A 23,462-nucleotide genomic window follows, 5' to 3' on the forward strand; every position below is an offset into this window, starting at 1 on the left:
GAGACAGTGATGGAACAGGGAACGGGCCCGCTTGGCGCGGGTTTCGGGGCGATGGCGGGTGTCGTCGGCGCGGGGAGCGGGCAGCGTCCGCCGCTGGCCGCCGCACGCGACCAGGGCGCGCGGAGCGCCTTTGTCGAGGGGTATCTGCGGCGCGGGGCGGACCATGAGGTCAAGAGCCTGGCGGGCACCAGCGGCATCGAGGGCGGCTTTGCCGTGCCGCGCGAGATCGATGCGCGCATCGATGCCACGCTCGTCAGCCTGTCGCCGATCCGGGCGATCGCCGGGGTCGTGCGCGTCGGATCGGCCGGCTATCGCAAGCTGGTGACGACCGGCGGCACGCCGTCGGGCTGGGTCAGCGAAACGGCGTCGCGGCCGGAAACCGACACCCCCGATTTCCGCGAAATCGCCCCGCCGATGGGCGAGCTTTACGCCAATCCCGCCGCCAGTCAGGCGATGCTCGACGATGCCGCGTTCGATGTCGAGGCGTGGCTGGCCGGCGAAATCGCGACCGAGTTTGCCCGCGCCGAGGGGGCGGCCTTTGTCGCTGGTGACGGCGTCAACAAGCCGCGCGGCTTCCTGGCCGGGCCGGTCAGCACCGCCGGCGACGCGACGCGCCCGTTCGGGACGCTGCAATATCTGCCTGCCGGTGCTGCGGGCGGATTTCCGGCCAGCAATCCGCAGGACCGGCTGGTCGATCTGATCCAGTCGCTGCGCGCGCCCTATCGTCAGGGAGCGGCGTTCGTAATGAACGCGGCGACGCTGGCCCGCATCCGCAAGTTCAAGACCGCCGACGGCGCGTTCCTGTGGCAGCCCGGCCTGACCGGCGGTCAGCCCGACACGCTGCTCGGCTATCCGGTGGTCGAGGCCGAGGACATGCCCGACATCGCGCCCGACAGCCTGTCGATCGCGTTCGGCAACTTCCGCATCGGCTATCTGATTGCTGAGCGTGGCGAGACGAGCATCCTGCGCGATCCGTTCTCGAACAAGCCGTTCGTCCATTTCTATGCGGTCAAGCGGCTGGGCGGCGCGGTTGCGAACAGCGAGGCGATCAAGCTGCTGCGCTTCTCGGCCAGCTGACCGGCACCGGCTTCAGGCCCTGCCACGCCAATCGGGGTGGCAGGGCCGGACCCGTCCCTGTTTTCCCATCTTCTGGAGATGCCCGCCATGTCCGATCCCTTTGCCGGGCTGGTCGACGGGGTGAGCGCGCCGGCCACCCGCGCGCTTGCCGTCACGCCCAGCGACACCGTTCCGCTGCCCCATCTGCCCAAGGCGCTGTTCATCGGCGGGGGTGGCGATCTGGTCGCGCGCGGCATGAACGACGACCGCGACACCGTGTTCCGGGGGCTGGCCGCCGGCGCGATCCTGCCGTTCCGCGCCAGTTTCGTCCGCGCGACCGGCACCAGCGCGACCCATATCGTGGCGCTTTGCTGATGACGGCGATCGGCTTTTCAGTCGGGCTGGGGGTGAGGCCGCGCCGCATCGCGGCGGGGACAGCGCCCGCGCCTTCGCCGACCCCGACGCCCTCACCCGCGAGCACCATCACCGGCCTGACCGTGCTGGGTGCAGGGCCGCTGCCCGATGGCGCGGATGCGGCGGACGGCAATGGCTGGGTGGCGCGGGTGACGCTGCCCGAGATTGCCGGGGCGACCTTCGACCCGACGCGCATCGTGCTCACGGTCCGCGATCCGGGGTTCGAGGATGGCGTCGCCGTCACCCGCACGCGCACCGTGCGCGGCGGCGCGGTCATCCGGCGGCAGGCCCCCAACCAGACGCAGCGGCTGGCCGGGGCGACGGCCGGGGTGATGACCGTCCATTTCTCGCTGGCCGAGGATGTCTATGCCGGCTCGACGCTGGTCTCGGCGACGGCCGAGGCCGGCTATTATGGCGCGGCACCGGCGGGCAGCGTGGCGGGGCTCGCCAACCAGTCGAGCCTTGCCTATCCCAAGCCGCTGGCCGGCGCGCTCAACCGGCAGGAGGAGCGGGCGACCGGCAGCGCCTTTGCCTTCGAGCTGGTCGCCGTCCACACCCATGCGATGCGCGGCCGGCAGGTCGATTGCATCAAGGCGATCGCGCGCGACGAGAGCGGCAACACGACGCCCGAGAGCGTCATCACCCAGCCGGCGCTGTCCGACTTCCAGACCGCCGGCACCCGGCCCGAGGCCTATAAGGGCTCGATCCCGCTTGCCCCGCTGATCCAAGGGCAGACCTGCCAGGTCGAATGGGATGTCTATCCGCATATCGGCGATGCCTCGGCGGTGCTGCGCGTGGCGAGCGACGGCTTTGCCTGGCCGACGCCGCGCCCGCACACGCCGCTGCGCTTCCTGTGCGACAAGACCGGGGGCTATGGCGGCGCGCATGCCGCCGTCAGGATCGGGGCGAGCGGCGGCGCGGTGGCCGCGAGCCGCGCGAGCGCCGAGGCGACGCCTTATCCGACCATCCCCGCCGCGCTTGCCGCCGTGCGCGCCTGGAACGCGGCCAATAAGGGCCATGACGATCACAGCGGCGCGACCATCTGGCTGATGGAGGCCTTAGCCGGGGCGGGTGCCGACCATGTCGTCGGATCGACCTCTGCGGTTGCGGCTGGCAAATGCTGGACCGAGATCCGGGTCAGCCCCGGCGCGACCGGCCCGGTGCGCGCGGTGGTCAACGAGATCGTAGGCGTGGCCGACAAGCTCTGCTTTGCCTGCCCGGTCCACAATAGCGGCTTTACCGCGCTCGACGGCGGCGGCGGTGTCAGCCGGATGCTGGCGTTCGAGGGGATGACGCTCAGCCAGGGCGGCAGCCTGCAGATCAACTATCAGGTGCCGCTCGTCTATTGGCGCAACGTGACGGTGACGAGCGGGCCGAACCCGCTGTTCACCTTCTCCAACGTCCGCACCAGCGCGGCGCTGGCGCTGGGCGTGACGCTGCAAGCGGGCGTGTCGGGGCTGGTCGCGCCCTATATCGTCGCCGGGTGCCGGTTCGACGGCCAGCGGCTGGGCGAGTTCCCGACCAGCCATCCCAATGCGGTCACGCATGACGGGGCGATCATCGTCAGCAGCGCGTTCATGCGTCTGTCGGGGCCGTGCCAGCTGGGGTTCCAGCGCCCGGTTGCCCTTGGCATCGGGATGCTCAATGTCGTCATCGAGCGTGCTGCCGCCGCCCCGTCCGAACCCGCGCTGCAGATCGGTGCCGACGATGCGGTCCAGCCGATCGCCAATGTCGTGCTACATTACCTGACGGTGCCGGGGGTCGATATCGCGGGGCGTTCGAACCTTGCCTATACCGACGCGGCCGGCGCAGCCGGGGTGGTCAAGCGGCTGAGCCGGCGCGGCTCGATCTTCAGCCAGCTCAATATCAAGACCGATACGTTCGGGACCGGCACGGGACGCACCGGCAACTGGCATCCGCGCTATGGCGTCGGATCGGCCTGGAATGTCGTTGCGCGCGGCGACACCGATGGCGCAACCGCGCCCGATGCCAGCGGCGGCAACTGGATCGGTGAATATGTCGATCCGGGCACGGTACTGCAGGCGGGTATCGCCTTCGTGTCCGACCAGAGTGGTCAGGCCAGGCCGGGGGGCGGCGATTACCGCTTGAGCGGTGCCGGCTCGCCCGCCTTGGGCCGCATCCCGGCAGGCCGGGCGCTTGCGGCGTTCGATCTGGCCGGCACCGCCCGCCGCAACGACGGCACCGGCGCGGCCGGGGCGTTTGAAGCAACTGTCTGATCCGGAAAGCCTTTTGGCTGGCGATCAACATCTGGTCCGGGCGGCATGCGCCGTCCGGCGGGGGAGGCGCATGTGCTGACATTGGCGGAAATGGCCGCCGCGGACCTCGCCGCGGCACGAGCGGCCGCGCGCGATCATGCGCGGATCACCCAGTCCGGCGAGGAGACCGTGCTCGACGCGCAGATCCTCGCCGCGCTTGGCCTGTGCGAGGCGTTTTGCGGTTGTCAGATGCTGTCCCGCACCGCGGCGCAGATCCTGCCGGCGCGCGGCGACTGGCAGCGGCTGGCGGCCCGTCCGGTCGCCGCGATCCTCAATGTCGAGGGCATCCCGGCCGAGGGGGCGGGCTTTGCCCTGCCGGTCGATGCCTATGCGATCGACATTGACGAGGACGGCACCGGATTGCTGCGGGTGATCGCGCCGGGGGCTGCCGGCCGGGTGCGCGTCCAGTATCGCGCCGGGCTGGCACCGGACTGGGCGGCGCTGCCCGCACCCATCGCCCAGGGCATTGTCCGCCTGGCCGTTCATCTGTTTTCCAGCCGCGAGATGCCGGGCACGCCATCGGCGGCGCTGCCGCCTGCGGCGGTCGCGGCGCTGTGGCGGCCATGGCGCCGGATGGGGCTGGCCTGATGGTCGGGCAGCGATTCCTGCCGGGGCTGGCCGCCCGCGCGGCGGCGCTGGCCGAGGCGAAGCGCGGGCGCGTGGCTGACCGGCTGGCCGAGGCGCTTGGCCGCGCCGGCATTCGCGCCCGGCGGATCCCGTCCGGGATCATCGTCAGCGGACACGGGCTGCGCCGCCGCTTCATCGTCGAACCCGCGTTGCGCGCGCTCAAGGGGCTGATCCGATGACGACCCAGATACTGGTCGCGGCGATCATCGCCGCGCTTGAGGATGATGCGGCGATCCGCGCGCGGGTGAATGGCGTGTTCGCCGGCCCGCCGCTGCGCGCCACGCCGCCCTGGATCGAGGTCGAACCGCCGCAATGGGCCGACTGGTCGGTCAAGGACGCGGCGGGGCGCGAGCTGCGCATCGCGCTGTGGGTGCGCGACGAGGGCGATGATCCGCGCCGGGCGGGCGATCTGGTCGATGCGGTCGATGCGGCGCTCACGCGCCTGCCGCGCCGCCTGCCGGGCTGGATGCTGGGCGGCGCGCAGATGATCCGCGTCCGGATGCTGCGCGAAGCGCGTGGCTGGGCCGGGCTGGTCGAACACCGGCTGCGGATGCTGGCCGATGGCGGGGCCCGGACGAGGCCCGTGCGAAACAAGGGAGACAAGGCGATGCCGATTGAACGCGGGAGCGCGTTTCTGCTCAAGATCAGCGATGGTGCGGCACCGCCCGCCTATCAGACCGTGGCCGGGCTGCGCACGACGCAGCTGAGCATCAATGGCGAAGCGGTGGTCGTGACCAACAAGGGGTCGGGCGGCTGGCGCGAATTGCTGTCGGGGGCCGGGGTCCGGTCAGTCTCGGTGTCGGGCGCGGGCGTGTTCACCGGTTCGGCGGCTGAGGCGCGGCTGAAGGCCCATGCGCTGTCCGGGACGCTCGCGGACTGCGAGTTGAGCTTTGAGGGCGGCGAGCGGATGCAGGGGCGCTTTCTCGTCGCGCGCCTTGATTATGCCGGCGATTTCAACGGCGAGCGCAGCTACACGCTTGCCCTTGAAAGCTCCGGCGCGGTGGCCGCGCTGTGAGCGGGGCCAATCCCGTGCGCGGCGAGGCCAGCCTGCGCGTCGGCGCGGCCGATCTGGTGCTGCGGCCAAGCTTTGCGGCGCTGGTGGCGGCGGAGTCGGAACTCGGGTCGCTGTTTGCGCTTGTCGAGCGTGCCGCCGCCGGTCAGCTGACCCTGCAGGAGATGACTGCGCTGTTCTGGCACTGCCTGCGCGACCGGCCGGTGGAGCTGAGCCGCGAAGCGCTCGGCGAGGCGGTGGCGGCGGCCGGGCTTGCCGCCGCGACACCGGCGCTCGCCACGCTGCTGCGCCAGATCCTTGAGGGGCGCTGACCATGGCCGGGCGTGGCTTTTCCGCCGCCGCCGCGCAGCTGGCGGGGCACGCCCAGGCGATGCTCGGCTGGCGGCCCGATGAGTTCTGGGCGGCGACGCCTGCCGATCTGGCGCTGGCGGTGGCCGGTCTGGTCCCGACGGCGGAGGTGCCCGCCGATGGCGCGCTGCTCACAAGGCTGAAGGAGCTGTTTCCCGATGGATGAGGAAATCGAACGGCTGGTGATCGGCGTGCGCGCCGACACCGCCGGCTTTGCCCGCGATCTGGAGGCGATGCGCGCCCAGCTCGAAGGGCCGTTCGGCGACGGGGTGGCGCGCGCCGGGCGCGGGCTGGAGGCGGTGCTGGCCCGCGCGGTGCGCACCGGCCGGCTGGGCTTTGAGGATCTGAAGCGCGTGGCGTTGCAGGTGCTGGGCGAGATCGCCGCATCCGCCGTCACATCGGGCATCGGCGCAATCCTGGCCGGCATCGGTGCTGGCGGGGGCGGGACGGGCAGGGGCGGGATTGCCGGCGGTCTGCTCGGCGGGCTGACCGGCGGCCTGATCGGCGGACTGCCGGGCCGCGCGACCGGCGGGCCGGTCAGCCCCGGCCAGGCCTATCTGGTCGGTGAGCGGGGGCCGGAACTGTTCGTGCCGACCATGTCGGGCCGGATCGCGCCCGGCGCTGCGCCGGGCCGCGACGTGCGCATCGCGATCACCGTCAACGCGCCCGGCGGCACCGATCAGGCGCAGGCGCTGGCGCGGTCCAGCCGCCAGATCGCGCGCGAGGTCCGCCGGGCGCTCGGCTGAACCACAGACCGCGCCGGCGGGCGGCAGGGAGGAACGGATGGGGTATTGGCTGGCCCGGCAACGCAGCGTCCAGGAGACGAGCTTTATCAAGCGGTTCGATCCGCAATATTGGACGGTCGATTTTCCGCGCCCGATGATGGCATCGGTGGTGACCACCGCGCCCGATGCGCTGCGCGTCGATGCGGTGTTTTACGCGCGCGACGAACTGGCCGGGCTGATCTGGTGGTCCGAGGATCGGCATGATCATCCGCTGCTCGCCTATGAAACGCGGCGCGATTATCGCGGCTGCCGGCTGCGCTTCCGGTGGCGGGCGGCTGGGGTGGTGCCGCTCGATGCGGTCAATGGCCCGACCCTCACCATCGAGGGCCGCGATGCGGCCGGGCAGGCGCGGGCATGGTATGTCCGGCTGTGGAATTACGCCGAGGGCAGCCCCGAGGATGCGGCGATCACGCTTGATTTCGGGGATCTGGCTGGCGGGTTCCTGCTGCCGGACGAGGCCGATCCGGTCTTTGCCGGCGATATCGACCGGATGTTCATCTCGCTGGTGCCGCCGGGCTATGCGCCCGCAGGCGGTGCGCTGCCCGCGCCGGTCGAGGCCTTTGTCGAACTGACGGAGATCGCCTGTGACGGCCCGGCTTCGGTGCTGGAGATCGGCGACGTGCTGGTGCCGCCGCACAGCCTCAGGATCGCGACCGGCTATGACGACGCCTATAACGTCACCCCCGCGCGGCTGCTGCGGACGATCCTGCACCTCGGCTATCGCGGGACCATCAACCATTATGTCGGGATGAGCCATTATTTCCGCCTGGCCGGCGGGCTGGTGAGCGGGGCTGACGCCGATCCGCTGTGTGTGCCCTGCACGGCATGGCACCGCGATCTGGCGGCGCGGGCGCGGGCGCTTGATTATGATCTGATCTGGTCATTGAGCTATGAGCTGTTCGACGCCCATTGCCCGGAAGACTGGAAGCAGCGTGCGGCCAATGGCGATCCGGCGCTGACCGGCTGGTCGCCGCCATCGACGCTGTTGTCGCCGGCCAGTGCGGCGGCAATGGCCTATCTGCAGGCTGTGGGTCGCGCCTTTGCCGTCATTGCGCGCGATGCGGGCCTGACGATGCGCTTTCAGGTCGGGGAGCCGTGGTGGTGGGTCGGCCGGGACTTGCGGCTGCACATCTATGACGCCGCCGCGCGCGCCGCCCTGGGTCCCGATCTGCCAGTGATCGACGATGTCGGCGCGCCGATGGGGGCAGCCGAGCGGGCGCTGCTCGACCGCGCCGGGGCTTTGCTTGCGGCATCGACAGCCGATCTGGTCGCCGCCGTCCGCACCGTCGTGCCGGATGCCGAGGCGCTGATCCTGCTCTATCTGCCGACGATCTTTTCAGCGCCCGAACTGCCGCGCGCGCTCGCCCCGCTGGGCTGGCGCAAGCCCGCCTTCGATGTCCTCCAGCTCGAGGATTATGAATGGGTCACGGACGGGCTGACCGCGCGCAGCGCGCCGGGGCTGGCGGAAATGGGGACGCGGCTCGGCTATCCGCTTGAGGAGCAGCATTATCTGAGCGGCTTTGTGCTGCGGCCCGAGGATCGCGGCCAATGGGCGCCGATTGCGGCGGCGGCGCGCGCGGCGATGGCGCGCGGCGTCGCGCAGACCTTTGTGTGGGCGCTGCCGCAGGTGATCCGCGACGGCTTTACCTGGTTTCCGGAGGAAGAGCGCATGGATGCTTTCGACGATGTGGTCTTTCCGCTCGAGATCGGGCGCGAGGCGAGCATGAGTGCGATGACCTCGACCGCCATTGCCAGCGGCGCCGGCGGCCATGAACAGCGCAGCGCCGAATGGGCCGAGGCGCGGCTGCGCTTCGATGCCGGGCCGGGCGTTCGGTCGGAAAGCGATCTTGCTGATCTGGTGGCGTTTTTTCGTGGACGGCGCGGCCCGGCACGGGCGTTTCGGTTCCGGGATCCGTTCGATGACCGGTCCTGTGCTGCCGCCGCTGCGCCCGATCCGGCCGACCAGCTGATCGGGACGGGCGACGGCCGCACCAGCCGGTTCCCGCTCATCAAGCGCTATGGCGATGTCACGCGGCGCATCACCCGCCCGGTTGCGGCGACCGTCAGGGTGGCGGTGGCGGGCGATGAAGTGACCGGCTTTGCGCTCGAAGCGGGCGGGGTGGTCGCGTTCGACCGGCCCCCTCCCGCCGGTGCGGCGGTAACCGCCGGTTTCCGTTTCGACGTGCCGGTGCGCTTTGCCGAGGACCGGCTGGACATTGCCCGCGCGACATTCCTGGCCGGCGAGGCCCCGAGCGTCCCGCTGATCGAGGTGAAGGAAGACCGATGAGCGCGATTGCGGATACGGCGCTGGTGCATCTGGCGCTGTGCTGGCGCATCGAACGGCGCGACGGCGTCGCCATCGGCCTGACCGGCCATGATCGTCAACTGGAGATTGACGGCTTTGTCTATCGTGCCGCGCCCGGCCTGACCCCGTCGGCGATCGAGCAGGTCACGGGCGGCAGGCCGGGCGACGGGGCGATGGAAATCAGCGGCGCGCTGACCGCCGATGCGCTGGGTGCCGACGATCTGGGCGCAGGCCGCTGGGACGGGGCGGCGGTCACGCTGATCGTGGCGGACTGGACGGCCCCGGCGCGCCATGTCGTGATCGCTGAAGGGCGGCTTGGTCCGGTAAGCGCGGGCCAGGGGCGGTTCACCGCCGAACTGGAAGGGCCGGAGATGCTGCTGGCCCGGCCCGTCGTCGAGGAGGTGACGCCGGAATGCCGGGCAGCCCTGGGTGATCGCAGGTGCCGGGTCGACCTGGCCGGTCGCACACGGATCGGCCATGTGCGCAGCGCCGACGGCCCCATTGTCGATCTCGATATCGTCGAGCCGGTGGCCAATGGCTGGGGCTGGGGGCAGCTGCGCTGGCTTGACGGGCGCAATGGCGGGCTGAGCCAGCTGGTGCTGGCGAGCAGCGGCGCGCGTGTCACCCTGGCTGCCCCGCCGGCATTTCCGCCCTTGGCGGGCGAGCGGGTGGTGATGATCGAGGGATGCGACCGGCTGCTCGCCACCTGCTCTGTCCGGTTCGGCAATGCCCGCAACTTCCAGGGCGAGCCGCATGTCCCCGGCAATGATCTGTTGACGCGTTATCCGCCGCCATGACCGAGATTGTTGTGGCAGCACGCGCGCTGGTGGGCGTGCGCTTTCGCCTGCATGGCCGCGATCCGGCGCACGGCCTGGACTGTATCGGGCTGGTGGCGCTGGCGCTCGGGCGGACTGCGCCCGGCGGCTATGGCTTGCGCGGCGGCGATCCGGCGCGGGTCGCCGCCGCCCTTGCCGAGGCCGGGCTGGTCGCGGCCCCGGCGCAGGATCCGCAGCCTGGCGACATTCTGCTGATGCGGCCCGGCGCGGCGCAGCTGCATCTTGGGGTGCGGACGGCGACCGGGCTGATCCATGCCGATGCGGCGCTGGGCCGGGTGGTTGAACGGCCCGGCCCCATTCCCTGGGAGGTGATCGGATCATGGCGACGCTTGTTCTGACCTCGCTTGGCGCGGTGCTGGGGCCGGTTGGTGCCGCCATCGGGGCGACGCTTGGCCAACTTGTCGACCGGCGCATTTTCGGGCCGCGCGGCGCATCGGGGCCGCGCCTTCAGGATCTCAGGATCCAGACATCGTCCTATGGCGCACCAATCCCGCAGCTGTTCGGCACGGTCCGTGTCGCCGGCACCTTGATCTGGTCGACCGACCTCATTGAAACGCGCAACCGGCAAGGGGGCGGCAAGGGGCGGCCCAGCACGACCAGCTACAGCTATTCGGCGTCCTTTGCGGTGCTGCTGTCCGGCCGGCGGGTGGGCGCGGTGCGCCGGATCTGGGCCGATGGGAACCTGCTGCGCGGCGCGGGGGGCGACTGGAAGGGCGAAATCGGTGGTTTTCGCCTGCACGACGGACGTGCGGATCAGCCGCCCGATCCGCTGATCGCCGCGCTGGAGCCTGCCGCACCTGCCTATCGGGGGCGTGCCTATGCGGTATTCGAGCAATTGCAGCTGGCACCGTTCGGCAACCGCATTCCGGCGCTGACGTTCGAGGTGGAGGCTGATCCCGGCCCGGTGATGCTCGACGATGTGCTGGCCGAGCTGGGCGGCGGGGCGGTTGTCGGGCAGGGGGGTGATGCGGTCAGCGGGTTGGTCGTCGCCGCCGACACGCTCGGTCAGGCGGTCGAGACGTTTGCCGATCTGCTGCCGGCCATGCCGGTGCCGGCTGGCCGGGGCCTGCGGATCGGCGCGGCGGGCCCGCCCGTCACCCTGGGTCCGGATGAAATCGGGATCGAGGATCGGCAGACGCGCAGCTCCGCTGCCGGCCCGACCGCGCTGTCGCTTGGCTATTTCGATCCGGCCCGGGACTATCAGGCCGGGGTGCAGCGTGCCCGGCGGCCGGGTGCGGGGGAAAGCCAGGCGCGCATCGATCTGCCTGTCACGCTCGACGCCGGGGCGGCGCGGCAGCTTGCCGAGCGGGCGATTGATCGCAGGCGAACGGGGATGCGGCAGCGGACGCTGCGCTGCGGCTGGCGACGCCTAACGCTTGCGCCGGGCGATCTGGTGCAGACCCCCGATGAGGCGCGGATCTGGCGCGTCACCGAACGGCGGATCGGCCGCGACGGCGTGATGCTGAGCCTTGTCGCCATCGCCCATGGCCTGACCGCCGATCTGCCTGCGGCTCCCGGCCGGCCCGCCCTGCCGCCGGACGCGGTGCATGGGCCGACGCGCGTCCATCTGCTCGATCTGCCGCCGCTCGATGATGCGCCGGTCGCGCGACCCCGTCTGCTGGTGGCAGCCGCCGGGGCGATGCCGGGATGGCGGCGCGCCGCGCTGCTGATCGGGCGTGCCGCCACCGCAGAGCTGCAGCCGATCGGCGATACCGTCGCGCCGGCGCTGATCGGCACCGCGCTGGCGGCGCTGCCTCCGGCCGATCCGGGGCTGTTCGACCTGCGGCACAGCGTTGACGTGGCAATGGCCCATGCCGGGATGATGCTGGCGGATGCCGATGACGGCCGGCTGATTGCGGGGGCAAATCTGGCGCTCATCGGGGACGAGCTGGTGCAATATGGCATGGCCCGGCCGCTGGGCGAGGGGCGCTGGCGCCTTTCCCGCCTCGTGCGCGGGCGGCGCGGCACCGGCGCGGCGGTGGCGGGGCACCGCGCGGGGGAGCGGTTTTTGCTCATCGAGCCGGATGCGCTGCGCGTCCATGAACCGCCGGTCGATGCCATCGGTGCGGACATGGTGGTGCTGGCCAGCGGGATCGGCGACCCGCAGCCGGTCGAGAGCGTGGCCCGCGGCATCGGTGCTGCCGTGCGGCCGCTGCCGCCCGTGCATCTTGCCGCCCGGCGTCGCGCGGACGGCGGCTTTGACCTGTCCTGGATCCGGCAGAGCCGCGAAGGCGGGCGCTGGATTGACGGCACAGACGCGCCGCTTGGCGAGGAGCGCGAGGCTTATCGGCTTGAGATTGTAACGGAATCCGGTCCTGCGCGCAGCTGGCTGAGCGACCGCGCGTTTCATGTCTATGGCCCCGATGACGTCGCGCGCGACCGGCTGGCCGGTGTCAGCGTGACGATGCGGGTCGTGCAGCTGGGCAGCTTTGCCGCCTCGCAGCCCGCCCAGCTGCGGATCGCGCTGGGAGCCTGAATGTGACCCGCCAATAAATCTATCGAGATAAACGGCCCGGGATTTGGCGGGATACCGTGGGACAAAATGGCGGATTTCCGCCGTTCGGAGGCGCGAAACGGGCGCCACATGTTTTCTGGCGCGTCGCTTCCCAGATCCGCAGTCTGCTGTGGTGGAAAATGGCTGAAAACCGCGGTGCATCCCCATTGCAATTTGGGCCACTTCCCAGTTTGCGAAACAACTATGCTCGCCAGCCATAAAAACCCCGCGAAAACAACAGGATGAGGGCTAGACGGCGCGCGCGCCAGAAATGGGAGCCGCCGCTTGCCGCCGCAGCGTGCGAAGCCTGCTGTCGATTTGCCGGATACGCCGTGAGATCGCCGCGCGTTGCGCGTCCAGGTCGCCGCGCTCGGCGGTCAGCCTCGCGATCTCGTCCATAAGCGGATCAGTGGCCGCGCTCTTTTTCCGGTGGCGCGCCAGCCACGCTGAGGCAATCTGGTCGGCCTGTGCCAGGGTGATCTGCGGCGAGACGGTAAAGCCTTCAACCTGCGCGTTGTATCGGCCAGGTAGTAGCAGTCGCGATGCTGTCGAGCGGCGGAACTCAGCCCCATCTTTACGGGCGATGTTGATGCGAGCTTCAACGACCTGTTGACCGCCCGGAGGCTCGCTGGGCGCGGGACGGCCACCCTGGATCATCAGCGCTTGCACGTCCTCGATCACGAGGCCGCCTCCCGCTACGTCGAGTGCCAGCGCGTCCCAGCCCGCCCCCAGCAAGATGTCGCGCTTGAAATGGATGTCACGATGCGGCCGACCCGCCCTGAGTGCGCAGTCATCGAGATCTTGAAAATAGATGCCTTGCACCTTGTTGTCCGGGTCGCAGAAGATCAGATTGTCTTCAAACAATCCACGTTCGCAGCCTTCTTCGTATCCAGGGACCGCCATGAGCTGCACCGCATCGCCGTGCGGTGACACATGGGCAGAAAGGGTCGGGTCGAAAGCCAAGTGGAAGCCGCGAAAAATGTTGCGGCGCAACACGAAGTTTTTCAGGACTGCGCCCTGTAGCCCGAAATTGCCGAGGTTCGCGAAATCGCAATCCTCGATGGCCAGGCCGTCCACCCTGTTGATCAAAGCGCCCTGATTGCCGTCGCCAAGTCGGCAGCGCCGGAGCGCAATCCGCTCGCCACGCTCCACATACAATCCGCGCGCGTAGCGCTCGTACTCGGACACCACCACGGCCTCGAAATGGCTGTCCACAAACTCGATGCTGGCGCACTGATGGACCTCAACAGCGTTCGTCCACCCATTTCGGGCGCGTTGATCGGCGCGAAAATGCCCGGTGATCCGCACGGGCTTGTCGACCGGGAAGCGGTAGCCATGCAGGCTGACACCCGTGAGCGGCGCGGCGGATTCGATATGCTCGCCGCCGACGCACTTCCGGAGCGCGGCCGCGAGATCCTGTGCTGTCGTGATCCGCATCACACCGTCCTTTCGAACGCCCCGGCCGCGCCGGTGCCGTCGTTGCGCCGGGCGGCGCCGGCCAGATCGAATGCCGCGAGCGCTCCGCCCGCCGGGATGCGGCCATAGGCCGGCGAGCTGGCGCCACTCAGGCGGTAGTCCCCGTTGCCCGGCCTGGCCTGGCCGCTCTGGTCGGACACGAAAGCGACGGTCGCCGGCACCACGGTGCCCGGATCGACATATTCGCCGATCCAGTTGCTGCCGCTCGCATTGGGCGCGGTCGCACCATTGGTGTCGCCCAGCGTGATGACGTTCCAGGCCGATCCGACGCTGTAGCGCGGATGCCAGTTGCCGGTTCGGCCCGAGCCAGTCCCGAAGGTATCGGTCTTGATGTTGAACTGGCTGAAAAGGCAGCCGCGCCGGCTCAGCCGCTTGACCACCCCCGCCGCGCCGGCCACGTCGGCATAGGCAAGGTTCGAACGCCCCGCGATGTCGACCCCCGGCACCGTCAGGTGATGCAGCACGACATTGGCGATCGGCTGGACCGCATCGTCGGCACCGATCTGCAGCGCCGGTTCCGACGGGGCCGATGCCGCGCGCTCGATGACGACGTTGAGCATTCCGATGCCAAGGGCGATCGGACGCTGGAACCCGAGCTGGCACGGCCCCGACAGACGCATGAACGCGCTGCTGACGATGATCGCCCCGTCATGCGTGACCGCATTGGGGTGGCTGGTCGGGAACTCGCCCAGTGACTGGCCGTCGAACCGGCACCCGGCGACGATATAGGGCGCGACCAGCCCCGACACGCCCGCCTGCAGCGTCACGCCCAGCGCCAGCGCCGCGCTGGTGCGGACGTTGGAGAAGGTGAACAGCGGGTTCGGCCCGCTCGTCACCGTCACGTTGCGCCAATAGACGAGCGGCACCTGATAGTTGATCTGCAGGCTGCCACCCTGGCTGAGCGTCATCCCCTCAAACGCCAGCATCCGGCTGACACCACCGCCGCCGTCGAGCGCATGGAAGCCGAGCGAGGCCACCGGGCAGGCAAAGCAGAGCTTGTCGGCCACGCCCACGATCTCGTTGACCACCGCGCGCACCGGGCCGGTCGCCCCGGGGCTGACGCGGATCTCGGTCCAGCACTTGCCGGCCGCAACCGCAGAGGTCGATCCGACGACATGGTCGGCACCCGCCCCGGCCGAGGCCTCCATCAGCCAGATGGTCGCGCCGCTGTGATCGTCATGGCCCTTATTGGCCGCGTTCCAGGCGCGCACGGCGGCAAGCGCGGCGGGTATGGTCGGATAAGGCGTTGCCTCGGCGCTCGCGCGGTTTGCCGCCACCGCGCCGCCGCTCGCCCCGATCCTGACAGCGGCATGTGCGCCGCCATAGCCCCCGGTCTTGTCGCACAGGAAGCGCAGCGGCGTGTGCGGGCGCGGCGTCGGCCAGGCAAAGCCATCGCTCGCCACGCGCAGCACCGCCGAGGCATCGCCGATATGCGGATAGACCTCCCATTCGACCTGGCAGGTCTGCCCCTGGGTCAGCGGGGCAAGCGGGATCGACCCCTTATAGGCCTCGGGCCGGGTGCCGGCGCTCTGGAAGTCGGACAGCGCCGGCTGGGTGATGACGATCTCGGGCGTCGTGTTGCCGCTCTCGTCGCGCGCGATCGCCTTGATGCAATCGACCTGCCGGCCGCGCATCGCATGGCTGTGGACGGCGACCAGCTCAAAGGCAAAGGCGCTGCCGGTCGCCCGCTCCTCCTGCCGGTTGAGCGCACCGGCCAGGGGCTTGGGATAGGCAAGGCTCGACTGGTTGGCGAGCCCCGCCACGCTGCCCGCCGGTGCCGCGCCATAATAGCCGGCCTCGGCCGTCGCCGACACCAGCGTTGAGCCGGCATAGACATCCTCGGCCAGCGAGAAATGGACGGTCATCACCCCGGCCGTCGCCCCGGCCAGCCGCTGGGTCTGGTTGGGGGCCTGGCGCCGGATAACCGCGCCGCCGCGCACGGTGCGCGTGCGGGTGACGGCGACGCCATCCTCGAACCCGGGATCGCGAACCGTGAGCACAATGCGCGTCGGATCGAAGGTCGCCCCGGCAATCTCGGGTAGCGTCACCCGCGCCACCCAGCCATTGCCGTCCGCCGCGTCCGCGCCATCGGGCAACTGCCCCGCGCCCAGCACGGTCAGGCCGGTGATGGTGCTTGATGGGGCCGGGCTGGGTGTGGGGGCCGGGCTGGGCGTGGGCGAAGGCGTCGGAGCAGCCGCTGCCAGGAAAGAGAGCGTTTCCGCCGTCTCGCGCCGCCCGTCTGCGCTGGTTGCTCGAACCTTGAGCTCGTATCTGGTGCCGACGATCGACGCGGAGGCCCCACGACTGACTCGACCGCTGGCCGCATCGAAGGCCAGCTGCCCGGGTATGCCGCCGATTGCCGCCAGCACCGTCGCAGGCCCGAACGGGCGATTGACGTCGGCAATGATGGCGCCTTGGGCGGCGCTCGCCAGAAAGGCATTGGCCGACGCGCGAAGAGATGCGCCTGCAGATCCGACCGTGGCTCTTGAGAGCACGCTCCTCATCGGCTGATCCGCCAGTTTGCGGCCCCGGACGTCAGAGAGGTCGCGCGGAACCGATACAGCATGCCGCTTTCGAGCTCGTCGACCTCTTCGCTCATCGGCCCGGTGAAATCGACCGGCACGCCGCCGACTGTGACGGGCACCCAGGTGACGCCGGCGTCAAAACTCCTCTCAAGGCGCAGCGTGCCGACGAAACCGCCGGAGATCGTGACGTTGGTGCGGCCGATCACGCGCACCGCATCGCCGACTGTAGCTGCTGAGGTCAGTGCGCCCTCGTCAACCTGCGCGGCAAGGTCCGTGCTACCAGCTGTCAGTTTACCCATGTCTCACCCTCTGATGACTGATCTTGAAAGTCGGCTTGCGCTGGCGTAAGAAGACCGGACCGCACGGCGGCTGCGCCGCGCTGTTCGATGCCTGGCGGTGGTGGGTCCAAGAGCAGCGGAAAACTTGGGAAGAGCCCGGCTTCGGCCGGGCTTTTCTATTCGGGGCGACGCCATGCAAGCACGCCTCCCCTCTGGTTGGTCAGATAATTTGTGCCGCGCTTTGATGCGAAGGCAGACACGCCCTCCCAGCCGGCCGCGCCAGTATTCATGGACAGGATCATTGCGCGGGTCTGCCCGTCCACCAGAAAGCGAGCCAAATAACGGCGGCGCATCTGCCACCGGCCGAGCGCGTCGAAATACTCCCATGCCCACCAAATCTCGTCGGGCGAGATCAATGTCTCAGCGAGCAAAAGCAGATGTTCGGTGCGAAATCCCTTATCGTCGAGCTTCAGCGGTCCTTGGCCTGCAACGCCGCCCCGGAAAAAGAAGCTGTCCGAGATCACGAGCGGCTCACCTGCCACGTCCTCGATGAGGCGCACCACGCCGTCCGTAATCCCGCGCTGCCCGAAATGGTCGAGAAAGCGCTGAATGGCGTCCTCTGGCGGTGTGTCGCGGGACAGCAGCAGGTCGGACGAGACCTCACGCGGTTGAGGCATTGGCGGCAGTTCGGCGAGCCGGTCGAGGCGGGCGGTCCGTTCGGCCGGCGTTTCATCTGACGCCTTGCGGTCGGGACCGATGATCGGAAATCGCAGCCCGCCGTCTATCGGTCCTGGGGCGAGCCCGCGTAGATGTGCTTTCCCAGGGTTGTAGGCGAACCCGGGATCGATCCCTTGAGGCACCTGGACGACAGTGCCATCCGATTTTCGCCACGGCCGCAGGCTGCTGTCCGGCGGGGTCTCAGTGACCTTCCAGCCGCGCGCTTTCAGGTCACGATCAGAAAGCTGCACCACGGTGCATCGGCACCGCCATCCGCACGGCGGGAAGTGCGTGTCCCACCAAGGATGGTCGACCGGCAGGATGGTGCCATGCCACAGCCGGTGGTCAGGGCGCGTGCGGCTGTCCAGGATTGCCGAGTAGCGCAGATACGGAGCGACGGACTTTAGCGCCTGAATGCGCTTCCATTTGCCTGCGGCCCGCGCCATGCGCAGGTTCGTGTCGTAGATGGTCCGAAGGCGTCCCTCTCCGACAAATATCGGATAGTCGACGCCGGTCAGCTCCGGCCGCCCATCGATGCGCCCATACCAGCCAGCGGCCTGCAGCTGGGGCACAATCGTCTGTTTCCACTGCTCAAAAGTGCCGCCCTTGGCGATCACGTCATCCAACGACGCCCGGACCCGCTCCGCAAGCGTGCGATCGAGCATCTTGGTGACATAAAATGCGCGAGCATTTTCTTCCTGCCACACCCGGTCCCAGTCGGCCGTGACCGGATAGACGCCCTTCGAACGGAACGCCTCGAGCGTGTCAGTGGGCGGCAGCCCGATCGAGGCGCGAATATCTGCCATCAGCTGTCCGCGCCGCCTTCGGCGGCCATCCGTAAGCCGAAGCCGGCGCGCGCTAGCAGCTGGGCCAACTCTTCAACGCGCGTGGCATCGACCGCACCAAGGAGGTTGCGCTCAAGTTCCTCGGCCGAGGCCGATGTCTCGATCGCCTGGATAAGCGGGATCAGCATCGGGCTCATGGCGGTTAGGCCTTGGTCGACCAGACGGGCAGCCACTGCATCGACGATATCGCCGTCGCCCTCGGCAAAGCTGACCTCGGCAATCTCGTCCCGCCAGTCGAGGTTGAGAGGTTCGAACTGCTCCGGGCCGAACTCGAGCGCTCCGGTGAAGGGTTGGATCGCGTCGAGATCGAGATCGTCGCCCTGATATGTCAGGGTGATGTGAGGCAGATATTCGGGGAAGTCGTGGCTGGCCCCAGCCCGCACCATTTCGTCATGACGCCAGGCGAGACGGGAGCTGCCAAATAGCAGCGCCACGCCATCGCCCATGCGCGCCAAGCGACGGGGGCCGCCGGCTGGAATGATCAGCGGCTCGCCGCTTGTCCAGTCGTCGGCGAGCGCGAACCAATCGACCGGCCGCCTCGAGTAAAGCACGGTGACGTGCATCTGATCGGCCGGGATGAGTGCGCTGAAGCCCTGTTGCATCGCCCATGCAACGAGCTCGTCGCTGTTGCGAAGGCGCCGCTGGACATATAGCGGAGCAGGGTCGGCCACGCCGAAGCTGACAGCGGCCGTTCGACCGGGCCGCGCATCATTGGCAGGCGCTGGAGCGGTTGCTGACCGCTGTGCCATTCGCTCAAAGCCATCGCCATAGACGTCGCGGAAACTGTCGTCGTTCCTGGTCCAGCCGAGACGGCTCAGCCCCTCGTCGACTTCGACCTGGTGCTTGAGGTCCGCTTCCTCTTCGACGATGCGGACGAAGCGCGGCGATGCGACATCTGGGCCGTAATTCAGGTCGGTCCACCAGCGCGCCACACTTTCGTTGAAGCTGTCGCTTTGCGTGTCGGCGTCTGCCTTGATGACTTCGAGCTTGACGCCCGCGTGGATCTGGCCGGTCGCGCGCCCGCCGGCCCCGTCCTCGGTGGTCATGGTCTGGGACAGGACGATCTTGGCGATGGCCTCATCCATGTAGCGCGGCATTGCTTCGAAGGCCGGGCCGCTGTTGACCGCCTGTAGCAGCTCGACGGCCGCGCCATCGGGGATGGCGATCCCGGTGTCGTTGGCGATCGCCGCCAGCGCGCGCAGCAGCCGTTCGACTTCCTCTCGCGGTGCGCCAGGGCGATACCTGCCAAGCGCGGTCGGCACCGCGAATTTGTCGAGGAACTTGTTCCAGAAGCGGATGCCGTTCCGCTTGAACAGCACGGGCCAGTAGAGCCATTCGGCGAGGCCGCGACCGTAGTGCTCGTCGTCGTCGGTGCCACCCGACCTGACCACCCAGAATTTGCGATCAGGGAGGGCTTCGCCGCGCGGCGCGGTTGTTGTCAGCAGGCGCAGATCGCCTTCCGGCGTGAATCGGAAACGGCGCGCATGCCGCACTTTGAAACGAAAATCGATGCGCTCAGGACCGGGCACCCAGATGATCTCTGCGACCTGATATCCGTAGAAGGTCGCCCAAAGCATCTTCTCCTGGACGCGGTCGATCGACGCCTGCTCGAGCACCAGCTTCAGGGCATCGGCCGCCTGCACGGATCGCGGGTCGGCGTCATCGCCCGGCAGGACGTCCCAGTCGCGCGAGACCACAGCCGCGATCCGCTGGGCCATGGTCGATCGGACCTGATCGTCCAACTTGATCCGGTCATAGACGCCCCAGTCGACGGCACCCAGCAGTCGTGGATCGCTCGGCTCCTCAAGGTCTCTCGTGTAGGGGCGCGTAATGTCGCGACCCATTCCGGTGGTCGCGATTTCGCGTGCCAGCTCGGCAGGCACCTTTCTGGCCATGTTAGAACCCCGCAATGTCTGAGCGGCCGGCGACAGTGCCGAACCCGCGATGCGAAATCATGAGATCGGGCGTGCTCTGACGCGGCCCGGTCGATAGAAAGTCGAACGGCCCCGTGTCGGCATCTGCCGCCGCGCGGAGGTGCATCAGGGCGATCGCATTGTCGCCATGACGCTGACCTTTGGCTCCGTCCGCCTTGGACATAACCGACCGGTCCGGGATCTTCGGCACGCCGCGCACCAGCTTGATCATGCGCAGATCCTCGAGCGTCCCCTCGTCGTGCGGGATCAGCATCGTTCGATCCTCGATGGCGGCCCGCAAGAGTGGCATGAAGGCGAGGTAGGTCTTGTCCGTCGCCTGGACGGCTTCGATGCGATCGAAGCCCCAGCGCTGCTGCATCGCCTCGGCTAGAGCCGAGCCGTTGCCGCGTGCGTCCATCTTGCCGGCCGAAAAAAGCGGCAGCCGGTCAAGCACCCAGTTGGCCGCGAACTCCTGCTCTCGGAACGGCGTATTGCGCATCTCGAGGATGAACCGCGCCAGCAGCACCATTTGGGCATCGTGCTGCCCGAAGGCCAGTGGCGATACGTCGCCGGTGCGGGCAAAGTCCTGGCCGAAAAAGGACCGGCGGTTGCGGTCAAACTGGTCGATCAGCGGCCGGACATGCTCCTCCAGCCACTCGCGCACGAAGTCTTGCCGATAGGCGTCGGTTTCGCGCTCGAAGCCGTCGGGACACCGAAGCCGGACGACCGTGAGCTCGGGCCGCATTGCAGCCAGGATGGTCGCACGCGCGAGGTAGGTGCCAGATCCGCGCGCGGGAATGACGTCGAGCTCCTCCTCGGCCGCGTCGCCGTAGGTTTTGCGGAGCTTCGCCTCCCATTCGGCCTCGGCCTCAGGCGACCAGGCTTTACCAGTGACCAGGCAGATGCGCCGGTAAAGGCCTTGTTCGAGGGCGTCGCGGAGTGTGACGCGGTGCACCACACCCGCGCGTTTGCCGGCCCGGATATCTTCGATCAGCGCGTTGAAGGGGTTGTCTGCGCCATCATGGGTCGAAATGACGACGACGCGGCCGCCCCACATGAGCAGCGCGAGGGCTGCTTTCAGCAATTCATCCAGATTGTCGTGGAATGCGGCCTCGTCGATCAGCACCTTGCCTTGCTTGCCGCGCAAAGAGCGGGGCTTGGAGCTCAGGGCAACGATCGAGTGCCCAGACGGGAAGTCGATCCGAAAGGCTTTGATGCCTTCATCCGAGCCGTCGTCGAACAGGAATTCTGCCGGCTCGCTCGCGGCTTCGTTGAAGAGCTTCGCGAAAGTGCCCGCATAGTCGATAAACTCGCGGGTCATGTCGAGATTATAGGCGATGTAGAAGAAGTCCATTCCCGCGCGCCCAGGCGGGGCAGCCGTAAGGACCGCGTCGGCGGCAAAACCGTATGTCAAGCCGGTGCGCCGCGACTTTTCGCAGACGTATAGGTCATGGCTGGCGGAAAGCTTTAGCGCCTCCGCCTGATAGGGCAGCAGGACTGCTGGGATAGCGGCGCTCATCGCCGCCGCCTTGCGCTGCGGATTTCGGGCGTGAAATGCGGCAACCGCCCCGAGGCGATCTCGTCCAGCCACTGGATCGCTTGCTCGATGCCCGAATGCGCATCAATCGACACGAGGTCGAAGTGCGGCGGGCGATGGTGATTGTGCTTGAGCGGCCGGCGGTGATTGGACACGCGAAACCGCCAGATCTGCCGGCGTGCGTCCACCATATCGATATAGCGGCTGCCGGAGGTGACATCATGGCTGGCGGCGATCCTCTGCACGCTGATGCCGCGCATCCTCGCCGCATCGGCGATCTTGAATGCCAGGAGGCCGACAGCCTGGGGCGTGGATCGCCCTTGGCCGATGACCAGGCGCATCGGCTGCATCAATCGATCCCCAGGATCTTGCGCTTGATGGCGTCGATGGTCTCGGGGGTCGCCCCGGCGCTCCGGCCGGCGCTCTCGGCAGCTGCCGCCGCTTCCTCGCGCGCGCGCTTCCGGGTCTCCTCGCGGATCTTTGCCTCGCGATCGACGTCGATTTTAGACGCCGATGCGACGTCCTTCACGGCGCGGGCGAGATAGTGCAGTTCCTGCCCGTTGAGTTCGATCTCGTCGCCGCTGGCAACGGGCAGGATCGCGCGCGTGATGACGGAGGTCAGCGCCTGGATCATGAAGCGCCCCTGCCGGTCATCCGCCTCGCCAAACTCGGTCGCGAATGCCTGGGCGACCGAGGAGATTTGCCGCTGCTGAGCGGCGAACTCGCGAAACTGCTGACTGTAGCGTCCGACAGCCGAGCGGCTGATGTGATCCGCACCAAGCTCACGCAGGCGAGCTACAATGTCGTCGATGGTGAGGCCGCGCTTGATCGCGGCATCGACCTCTTCCCTGATCTGCGGCGGCAGCTGATCGATTGAAGAGCGCTTCGCCATCTCAATCGCCCGTCTTATGGCGGCTGATGCCGTCGACGGTCATAAGGCCGTTCGACACGTCGCGGCCGTCGGCCAGTACGCGCGCGACCAGATACGGCCCGACTTCTTCAAGCGAGACCAGATCCTGCGAGTGGAGCCAGCGCAGCTGGTCGCGAACTTCACGGCGCGCGACGCGGTGCCCCACCCCTACCAGCCAGCGTGCGACGACGTCGTCATTATGCTCGCCGCCGATCTCGGTCAGGAGATCGAGGATCGCACGACGGACGAGTTCGATGATCGGCTGAGGCAGTCTCATCGGCCAAGGCCCTTCTCGAGCACGGTGTGGAGATAGTCATTGAGCGTGCCGACCATGCGCTGCAGCGCGTCGAGGCCGGTCTCGAGGCCGCGCACGCGCTCGGCCACTTTGCCAATGTCCTTGGAGAGCTCGCTGGGCAGCGGACTGGCCTGACGATGGCGCTCGATCGCTTCGATCCGCGCCTCGGCCGCTGCGAGCCGGTGACCGAGCCACCACAAGCCGGTGACGAGGATGATTGGCGTAAGGCCGGACAGGGCAGCGCCGATCTGGACGAGATCGCGCAGCGTCATGGCCGCCGCCGGTAGCAGTGATGAGGATAGGTCACGCGGTGCTCCTCGATTTGAGGAGCTACCTTGGATCACCCCGCGCGGGAGACATGCTTCCGCTACCGTTAGACGAGCGAGCTTTAAGCCTGCTGGTCGTCTCCAAACATATCGATTTGTCGCGGATCAACTGCCCGCCTGCGAGCGCGGAACTCAGGGGGCGGGACCACGCCGGTGCCTTCAGTGGTCTCGTGCAGCAGGTAGGACACGTAGGTGCGCGAGGTGCGCAGGATACGCGTGGCTTCCTGTCCTGTCAGCAGGTTTGCGCGAACAGCCGCCAAAATAGGCTGGCGCTTCGCATACGCGATCGCCCGCCGTCCGGTCGGCAGGAAAACCCGCTCGCCCCGGTAGACTTGACGGAGCGTTGCTGCAGCCTCCGCGCCCAGAAGCTCGGCCAGAGGGCCATCCGCGAAAGCCTGGGTGAAAGACAGCTGCTGGCCGCCATACCGGTCAATAAGGACAAGGGTCAGATAGGCTCCAATGTGTCCGGCCATCTCGACCATCTGGG

25 protein-coding genes and 1 pseudogene are annotated in these 23,462 nt (G+C 68.5%); 15 read left to right on the forward strand and 11 right to left on the reverse strand.

Features of this window, described 5'->3' with window-relative positions; translation table 11 throughout:
* The first annotated feature begins 51 nt into the window (after positions 1-51).
* From GVO57_RS07210 to GVO57_RS07270, 14 genes and pseudogenes are all read left to right on the forward strand, one after another.
* Positions 52-1,077 carry a phage major capsid protein gene (locus GVO57_RS07210; RefSeq protein ID WP_407695727.1) on the forward strand — a complete coding sequence of 342 codons (1,026 nt, stop codon included), beginning with the start codon at positions 52-54 and terminating at the stop codon, positions 1,075-1,077.
* Positions 1,078-1,155: 78 nt separating this feature from the next.
* The gene (locus GVO57_RS07215) at positions 1,156-1,431 is read left to right on the forward strand and encodes a spike base protein, RCAP_Rcc01079 family (RefSeq protein ID WP_233281276.1); all 276 of its coding nucleotides are present in this window, start codon (positions 1,156-1,158) and stop codon (positions 1,429-1,431) included.
* A complete protein-coding gene (locus tag GVO57_RS07220) occupies positions 1,431-3,707 on the forward strand; it encodes a hypothetical protein (protein ID WP_160592585.1) in 2,277 nt (758 codons plus the stop codon). The genes GVO57_RS07215 and GVO57_RS07220 overlap by 1 nt, the downstream gene beginning before the upstream one ends.
* 45 nt (positions 3,708-3,752) lie before the next feature.
* Complete coding sequence (locus GVO57_RS07225; RefSeq protein WP_233281277.1) at positions 3,753-4,334, forward strand: head-tail connector protein; 582 nt, start codon at positions 3,753-3,755, stop codon at positions 4,332-4,334.
* A complete protein-coding gene (locus tag GVO57_RS07230) occupies positions 4,334-4,552 on the forward strand; it encodes a hypothetical protein (protein WP_160592586.1) in 219 nt (72 codons plus the stop codon). The genes GVO57_RS07225 and GVO57_RS07230 overlap by 1 nt, the downstream gene beginning before the upstream one ends.
* A pseudogene (gp17, locus tag GVO57_RS14925) lies at positions 4,549-4,833 on the forward strand (tail completion protein gp17); the annotation flags it as partial. The gene GVO57_RS07230 and the pseudogene gp17, both read left to right, overlap by 4 nt.
* 147 nt (positions 4,834-4,980) lie before the next feature.
* Positions 4,981-5,388 carry a phage major tail protein, TP901-1 family gene (locus tag GVO57_RS14930; RefSeq protein ID WP_233281550.1) on the forward strand — a complete coding sequence of 136 codons (408 nt, stop codon included), beginning with the start codon at positions 4,981-4,983 and terminating at the stop codon, positions 5,386-5,388.
* Entirely contained in the window at positions 5,385-5,696 is a 312-nt protein-coding gene (locus GVO57_RS07240) for a gene transfer agent family protein (protein WP_160592588.1), read from the forward strand. Before GVO57_RS14930 ends, GVO57_RS07240 begins: the two co-directional genes overlap by 4 nt.
* A 2-nt stretch (positions 5,697-5,698) precedes the next feature.
* Positions 5,699-5,899 carry a phage tail assembly chaperone gene (locus GVO57_RS07245; RefSeq protein WP_160592589.1) on the forward strand — a complete coding sequence of 67 codons (201 nt, stop codon included), beginning with the start codon at positions 5,699-5,701 and terminating at the stop codon, positions 5,897-5,899.
* Positions 5,892-6,479, forward strand: coding sequence for a tail tape measure protein (locus GVO57_RS07250; protein WP_160592590.1), 588 nt, complete (start codon positions 5,892-5,894; stop codon positions 6,477-6,479). The genes GVO57_RS07245 and GVO57_RS07250 overlap by 8 nt, the downstream gene beginning before the upstream one ends.
* 37 nt (positions 6,480-6,516) lie before the next feature.
* Complete coding sequence (locus tag GVO57_RS07255) at positions 6,517-8,805, forward strand: DUF2460 domain-containing protein (RefSeq protein ID WP_160592591.1); 2,289 nt, start codon at positions 6,517-6,519, stop codon at positions 8,803-8,805.
* On the forward strand, positions 8,802-9,620 hold the full coding sequence (locus tag GVO57_RS07260; protein WP_160592592.1) for a DUF2163 domain-containing protein: 819 nt from the start codon (positions 8,802-8,804) through the stop codon (positions 9,618-9,620). The genes GVO57_RS07255 and GVO57_RS07260 overlap by 4 nt, the downstream gene beginning before the upstream one ends.
* Positions 9,617-9,997, forward strand: a complete 381-nt coding sequence (locus GVO57_RS07265; RefSeq protein WP_160592593.1) for an NlpC/P60 family protein — start codon at positions 9,617-9,619, stop codon at positions 9,995-9,997. The genes GVO57_RS07260 and GVO57_RS07265 overlap by 4 nt, the downstream gene beginning before the upstream one ends.
* A complete protein-coding gene (locus GVO57_RS07270; protein ID WP_160592594.1) occupies positions 9,979-12,135 on the forward strand; it encodes a phage tail protein in 2,157 nt (718 codons plus the stop codon). Before GVO57_RS07265 ends, GVO57_RS07270 begins: the two co-directional genes overlap by 19 nt.
* 267 nt (positions 12,136-12,402) lie before the next feature.
* On the opposite strand, the gene GVO57_RS07275 is transcribed toward GVO57_RS07270, so the two are convergent.
* Positions 12,403-13,590, reverse strand: a complete 1,188-nt coding sequence (locus GVO57_RS07275; RefSeq protein ID WP_160592595.1) for a right-handed parallel beta-helix repeat-containing protein — start codon at positions 13,588-13,590, stop codon at positions 12,403-12,405.
* Positions 13,590-15,743 carry a hypothetical protein gene (locus GVO57_RS07280; protein WP_160592596.1) on the reverse strand — a complete coding sequence of 718 codons (2,154 nt, stop codon included), beginning with the start codon at positions 15,741-15,743 and terminating at the stop codon, positions 13,590-13,592. Before GVO57_RS07280 ends, GVO57_RS07275 begins: the two co-directional genes overlap by 1 nt.
* A gap of 10 nt (positions 15,744-15,753) precedes the next feature.
* Between GVO57_RS07280 and GVO57_RS07285 the strand changes: the two genes are divergently transcribed.
* A complete protein-coding gene (locus tag GVO57_RS07285) occupies positions 15,754-16,140 on the forward strand; it encodes a hypothetical protein (RefSeq protein WP_160592597.1) in 387 nt (128 codons plus the stop codon).
* On the opposite strand, the gene GVO57_RS07290 is transcribed toward GVO57_RS07285, so the two are convergent.
* The 9 genes from GVO57_RS07290 to GVO57_RS07330 all read right to left on the reverse strand — a co-directional run bounded on the left by GVO57_RS07290 (position 16,130) and on the right by GVO57_RS07330 (position 23,457).
* On the reverse strand, positions 16,130-16,453 hold the full coding sequence (locus tag GVO57_RS07290; protein WP_160592598.1) for a hypothetical protein: 324 nt from the start codon (positions 16,451-16,453) through the stop codon (positions 16,130-16,132). The genes GVO57_RS07285 and GVO57_RS07290 overlap by 11 nt on opposite strands.
* A gap of 155 nt (positions 16,454-16,608) precedes the next feature.
* Entirely contained in the window at positions 16,609-17,955 is a 1,347-nt protein-coding gene (locus tag GVO57_RS07295) for a PBECR2 nuclease fold domain-containing protein (RefSeq protein WP_160592599.1), read from the reverse strand.
* Positions 17,955-19,889: a phage portal protein family protein gene (locus tag GVO57_RS07300; RefSeq protein ID WP_160592600.1), complete on the reverse strand. Its 1,935-nt coding sequence runs from the start codon at positions 19,887-19,889 to the stop codon at positions 17,955-17,957. Before GVO57_RS07300 ends, GVO57_RS07295 begins: the two co-directional genes overlap by 1 nt.
* 1 nt (position 19,890) lies before the next feature.
* Positions 19,891-21,426, reverse strand: a complete 1,536-nt coding sequence (locus tag GVO57_RS07305) for a terminase large subunit domain-containing protein (protein WP_160592601.1) — start codon at positions 21,424-21,426, stop codon at positions 19,891-19,893.
* Complete coding sequence (locus GVO57_RS07310) at positions 21,423-21,785, reverse strand: hypothetical protein (RefSeq protein WP_160592602.1); 363 nt, start codon at positions 21,783-21,785, stop codon at positions 21,423-21,425. The genes GVO57_RS07305 and GVO57_RS07310 overlap by 4 nt, the downstream gene beginning before the upstream one ends.
* Positions 21,786-21,793: 8 nt before the next feature.
* The gene (locus GVO57_RS07315; RefSeq protein WP_160592603.1) at positions 21,794-22,336 is read right to left on the reverse strand and encodes a phage protein Gp27 family protein; all 543 of its coding nucleotides are present in this window, start codon (positions 22,334-22,336) and stop codon (positions 21,794-21,796) included.
* A gap of 1 nt (position 22,337) precedes the next feature.
* Positions 22,338-22,631: a VpaChn25_0724 family phage protein gene (locus GVO57_RS07320; RefSeq protein WP_160592604.1), complete on the reverse strand. Its 294-nt coding sequence runs from the start codon at positions 22,629-22,631 to the stop codon at positions 22,338-22,340.
* Positions 22,628-22,921: a hypothetical protein gene (locus tag GVO57_RS07325; protein WP_160592605.1), complete on the reverse strand. Its 294-nt coding sequence runs from the start codon at positions 22,919-22,921 to the stop codon at positions 22,628-22,630. The genes GVO57_RS07320 and GVO57_RS07325 overlap by 4 nt, the downstream gene beginning before the upstream one ends.
* Positions 22,922-23,037: 116 nt before the next feature.
* Positions 23,038-23,457: a hypothetical protein gene (locus GVO57_RS07330; protein ID WP_160592606.1), complete on the reverse strand. Its 420-nt coding sequence runs from the start codon at positions 23,455-23,457 to the stop codon at positions 23,038-23,040.
* Positions 23,458-23,462: the final 5 nt, after the last annotated feature.

It is taken from the genome of Sphingomonas changnyeongensis (assembly GCF_009913435.1).
GTDB classification, from domain to species: Bacteria; Pseudomonadota; Alphaproteobacteria; order Sphingomonadales; family Sphingomonadaceae; genus Sphingomonas_B; species Sphingomonas_B changnyeongensis.

Coding starts and splice junctions, on each gene's coding strand:
- GVO57_RS07265 (WP_160592593.1), top strand. CDS start 9,617: ATGACCGAGATTGTTGTGGCAGCACGCGCGCTGGTGGGCGTGCGCTTT.
- GVO57_RS07320 (WP_160592604.1), bottom strand. CDS start 22,631: ATGAGACTGCCTCAGCCGATCATCGAACTCGTCCGTCGTGCGATCCTC.
- GVO57_RS07290 (WP_160592598.1), bottom strand. CDS start 16,453: ATGGGTAAACTGACAGCTGGTAGCACGGACCTTGCCGCGCAGGTTGAC.
- GVO57_RS07225 (WP_233281277.1), top strand. CDS start 3,753: ATGCGCCGTCCGGCGGGGGAGGCGCATGTGCTGACATTGGCGGAAATG.
- GVO57_RS07295 (WP_160592599.1), bottom strand. CDS start 17,955: ATGGCAGATATTCGCGCCTCGATCGGGCTGCCGCCCACTGACACGCTC.
- GVO57_RS07260 (WP_160592592.1), top strand. CDS start 8,802: ATGAGCGCGATTGCGGATACGGCGCTGGTGCATCTGGCGCTGTGCTGG.
- GVO57_RS07300 (WP_160592600.1), bottom strand. CDS start 19,889: ATGGCCAGAAAGGTGCCTGCCGAGCTGGCACGCGAAATCGCGACCACC.
- GVO57_RS07325 (WP_160592605.1), bottom strand. CDS start 22,921: ATGACGCTGCGCGATCTCGTCCAGATCGGCGCTGCCCTGTCCGGCCTT.
- GVO57_RS07215 (WP_233281276.1), top strand. CDS start 1,156: ATGCCCGCCATGTCCGATCCCTTTGCCGGGCTGGTCGACGGGGTGAGC.
- GVO57_RS07275 (WP_160592595.1), bottom strand. CDS start 13,590: ATGCGGATCACGACAGCACAGGATCTCGCGGCCGCGCTCCGGAAGTGC.
- GVO57_RS07245 (WP_160592589.1), top strand. CDS start 5,699: ATGGCCGGGCGTGGCTTTTCCGCCGCCGCCGCGCAGCTGGCGGGGCAC.
- GVO57_RS07255 (WP_160592591.1), top strand. CDS start 6,517: ATGGGGTATTGGCTGGCCCGGCAACGCAGCGTCCAGGAGACGAGCTTT.
- GVO57_RS07250 (WP_160592590.1), top strand. CDS start 5,892: ATGGATGAGGAAATCGAACGGCTGGTGATCGGCGTGCGCGCCGACACC.
- GVO57_RS14930 (WP_233281550.1), top strand. CDS start 4,981: ATGCCGATTGAACGCGGGAGCGCGTTTCTGCTCAAGATCAGCGATGGT.
- GVO57_RS07270 (WP_160592594.1), top strand. CDS start 9,979: ATGGCGACGCTTGTTCTGACCTCGCTTGGCGCGGTGCTGGGGCCGGTT.
- GVO57_RS07210 (WP_407695727.1), top strand. CDS start 52: ATGGCGGGTGTCGTCGGCGCGGGGAGCGGGCAGCGTCCGCCGCTGGCC.
- GVO57_RS07220 (WP_160592585.1), top strand. CDS start 1,431: ATGACGGCGATCGGCTTTTCAGTCGGGCTGGGGGTGAGGCCGCGCCGC.
- GVO57_RS07330 (WP_160592606.1), bottom strand. CDS start 23,457: ATGGTCGAGATGGCCGGACACATTGGAGCCTATCTGACCCTTGTCCTT.
- GVO57_RS07315 (WP_160592603.1), bottom strand. CDS start 22,336: ATGGCGAAGCGCTCTTCAATCGATCAGCTGCCGCCGCAGATCAGGGAA.
- GVO57_RS07305 (WP_160592601.1), bottom strand. CDS start 21,426: ATGAGCGCCGCTATCCCAGCAGTCCTGCTGCCCTATCAGGCGGAGGCG.
- GVO57_RS07230 (WP_160592586.1), top strand. CDS start 4,334: ATGGTCGGGCAGCGATTCCTGCCGGGGCTGGCCGCCCGCGCGGCGGCG.
- GVO57_RS07310 (WP_160592602.1), bottom strand. CDS start 21,785: ATGCGCCTGGTCATCGGCCAAGGGCGATCCACGCCCCAGGCTGTCGGC.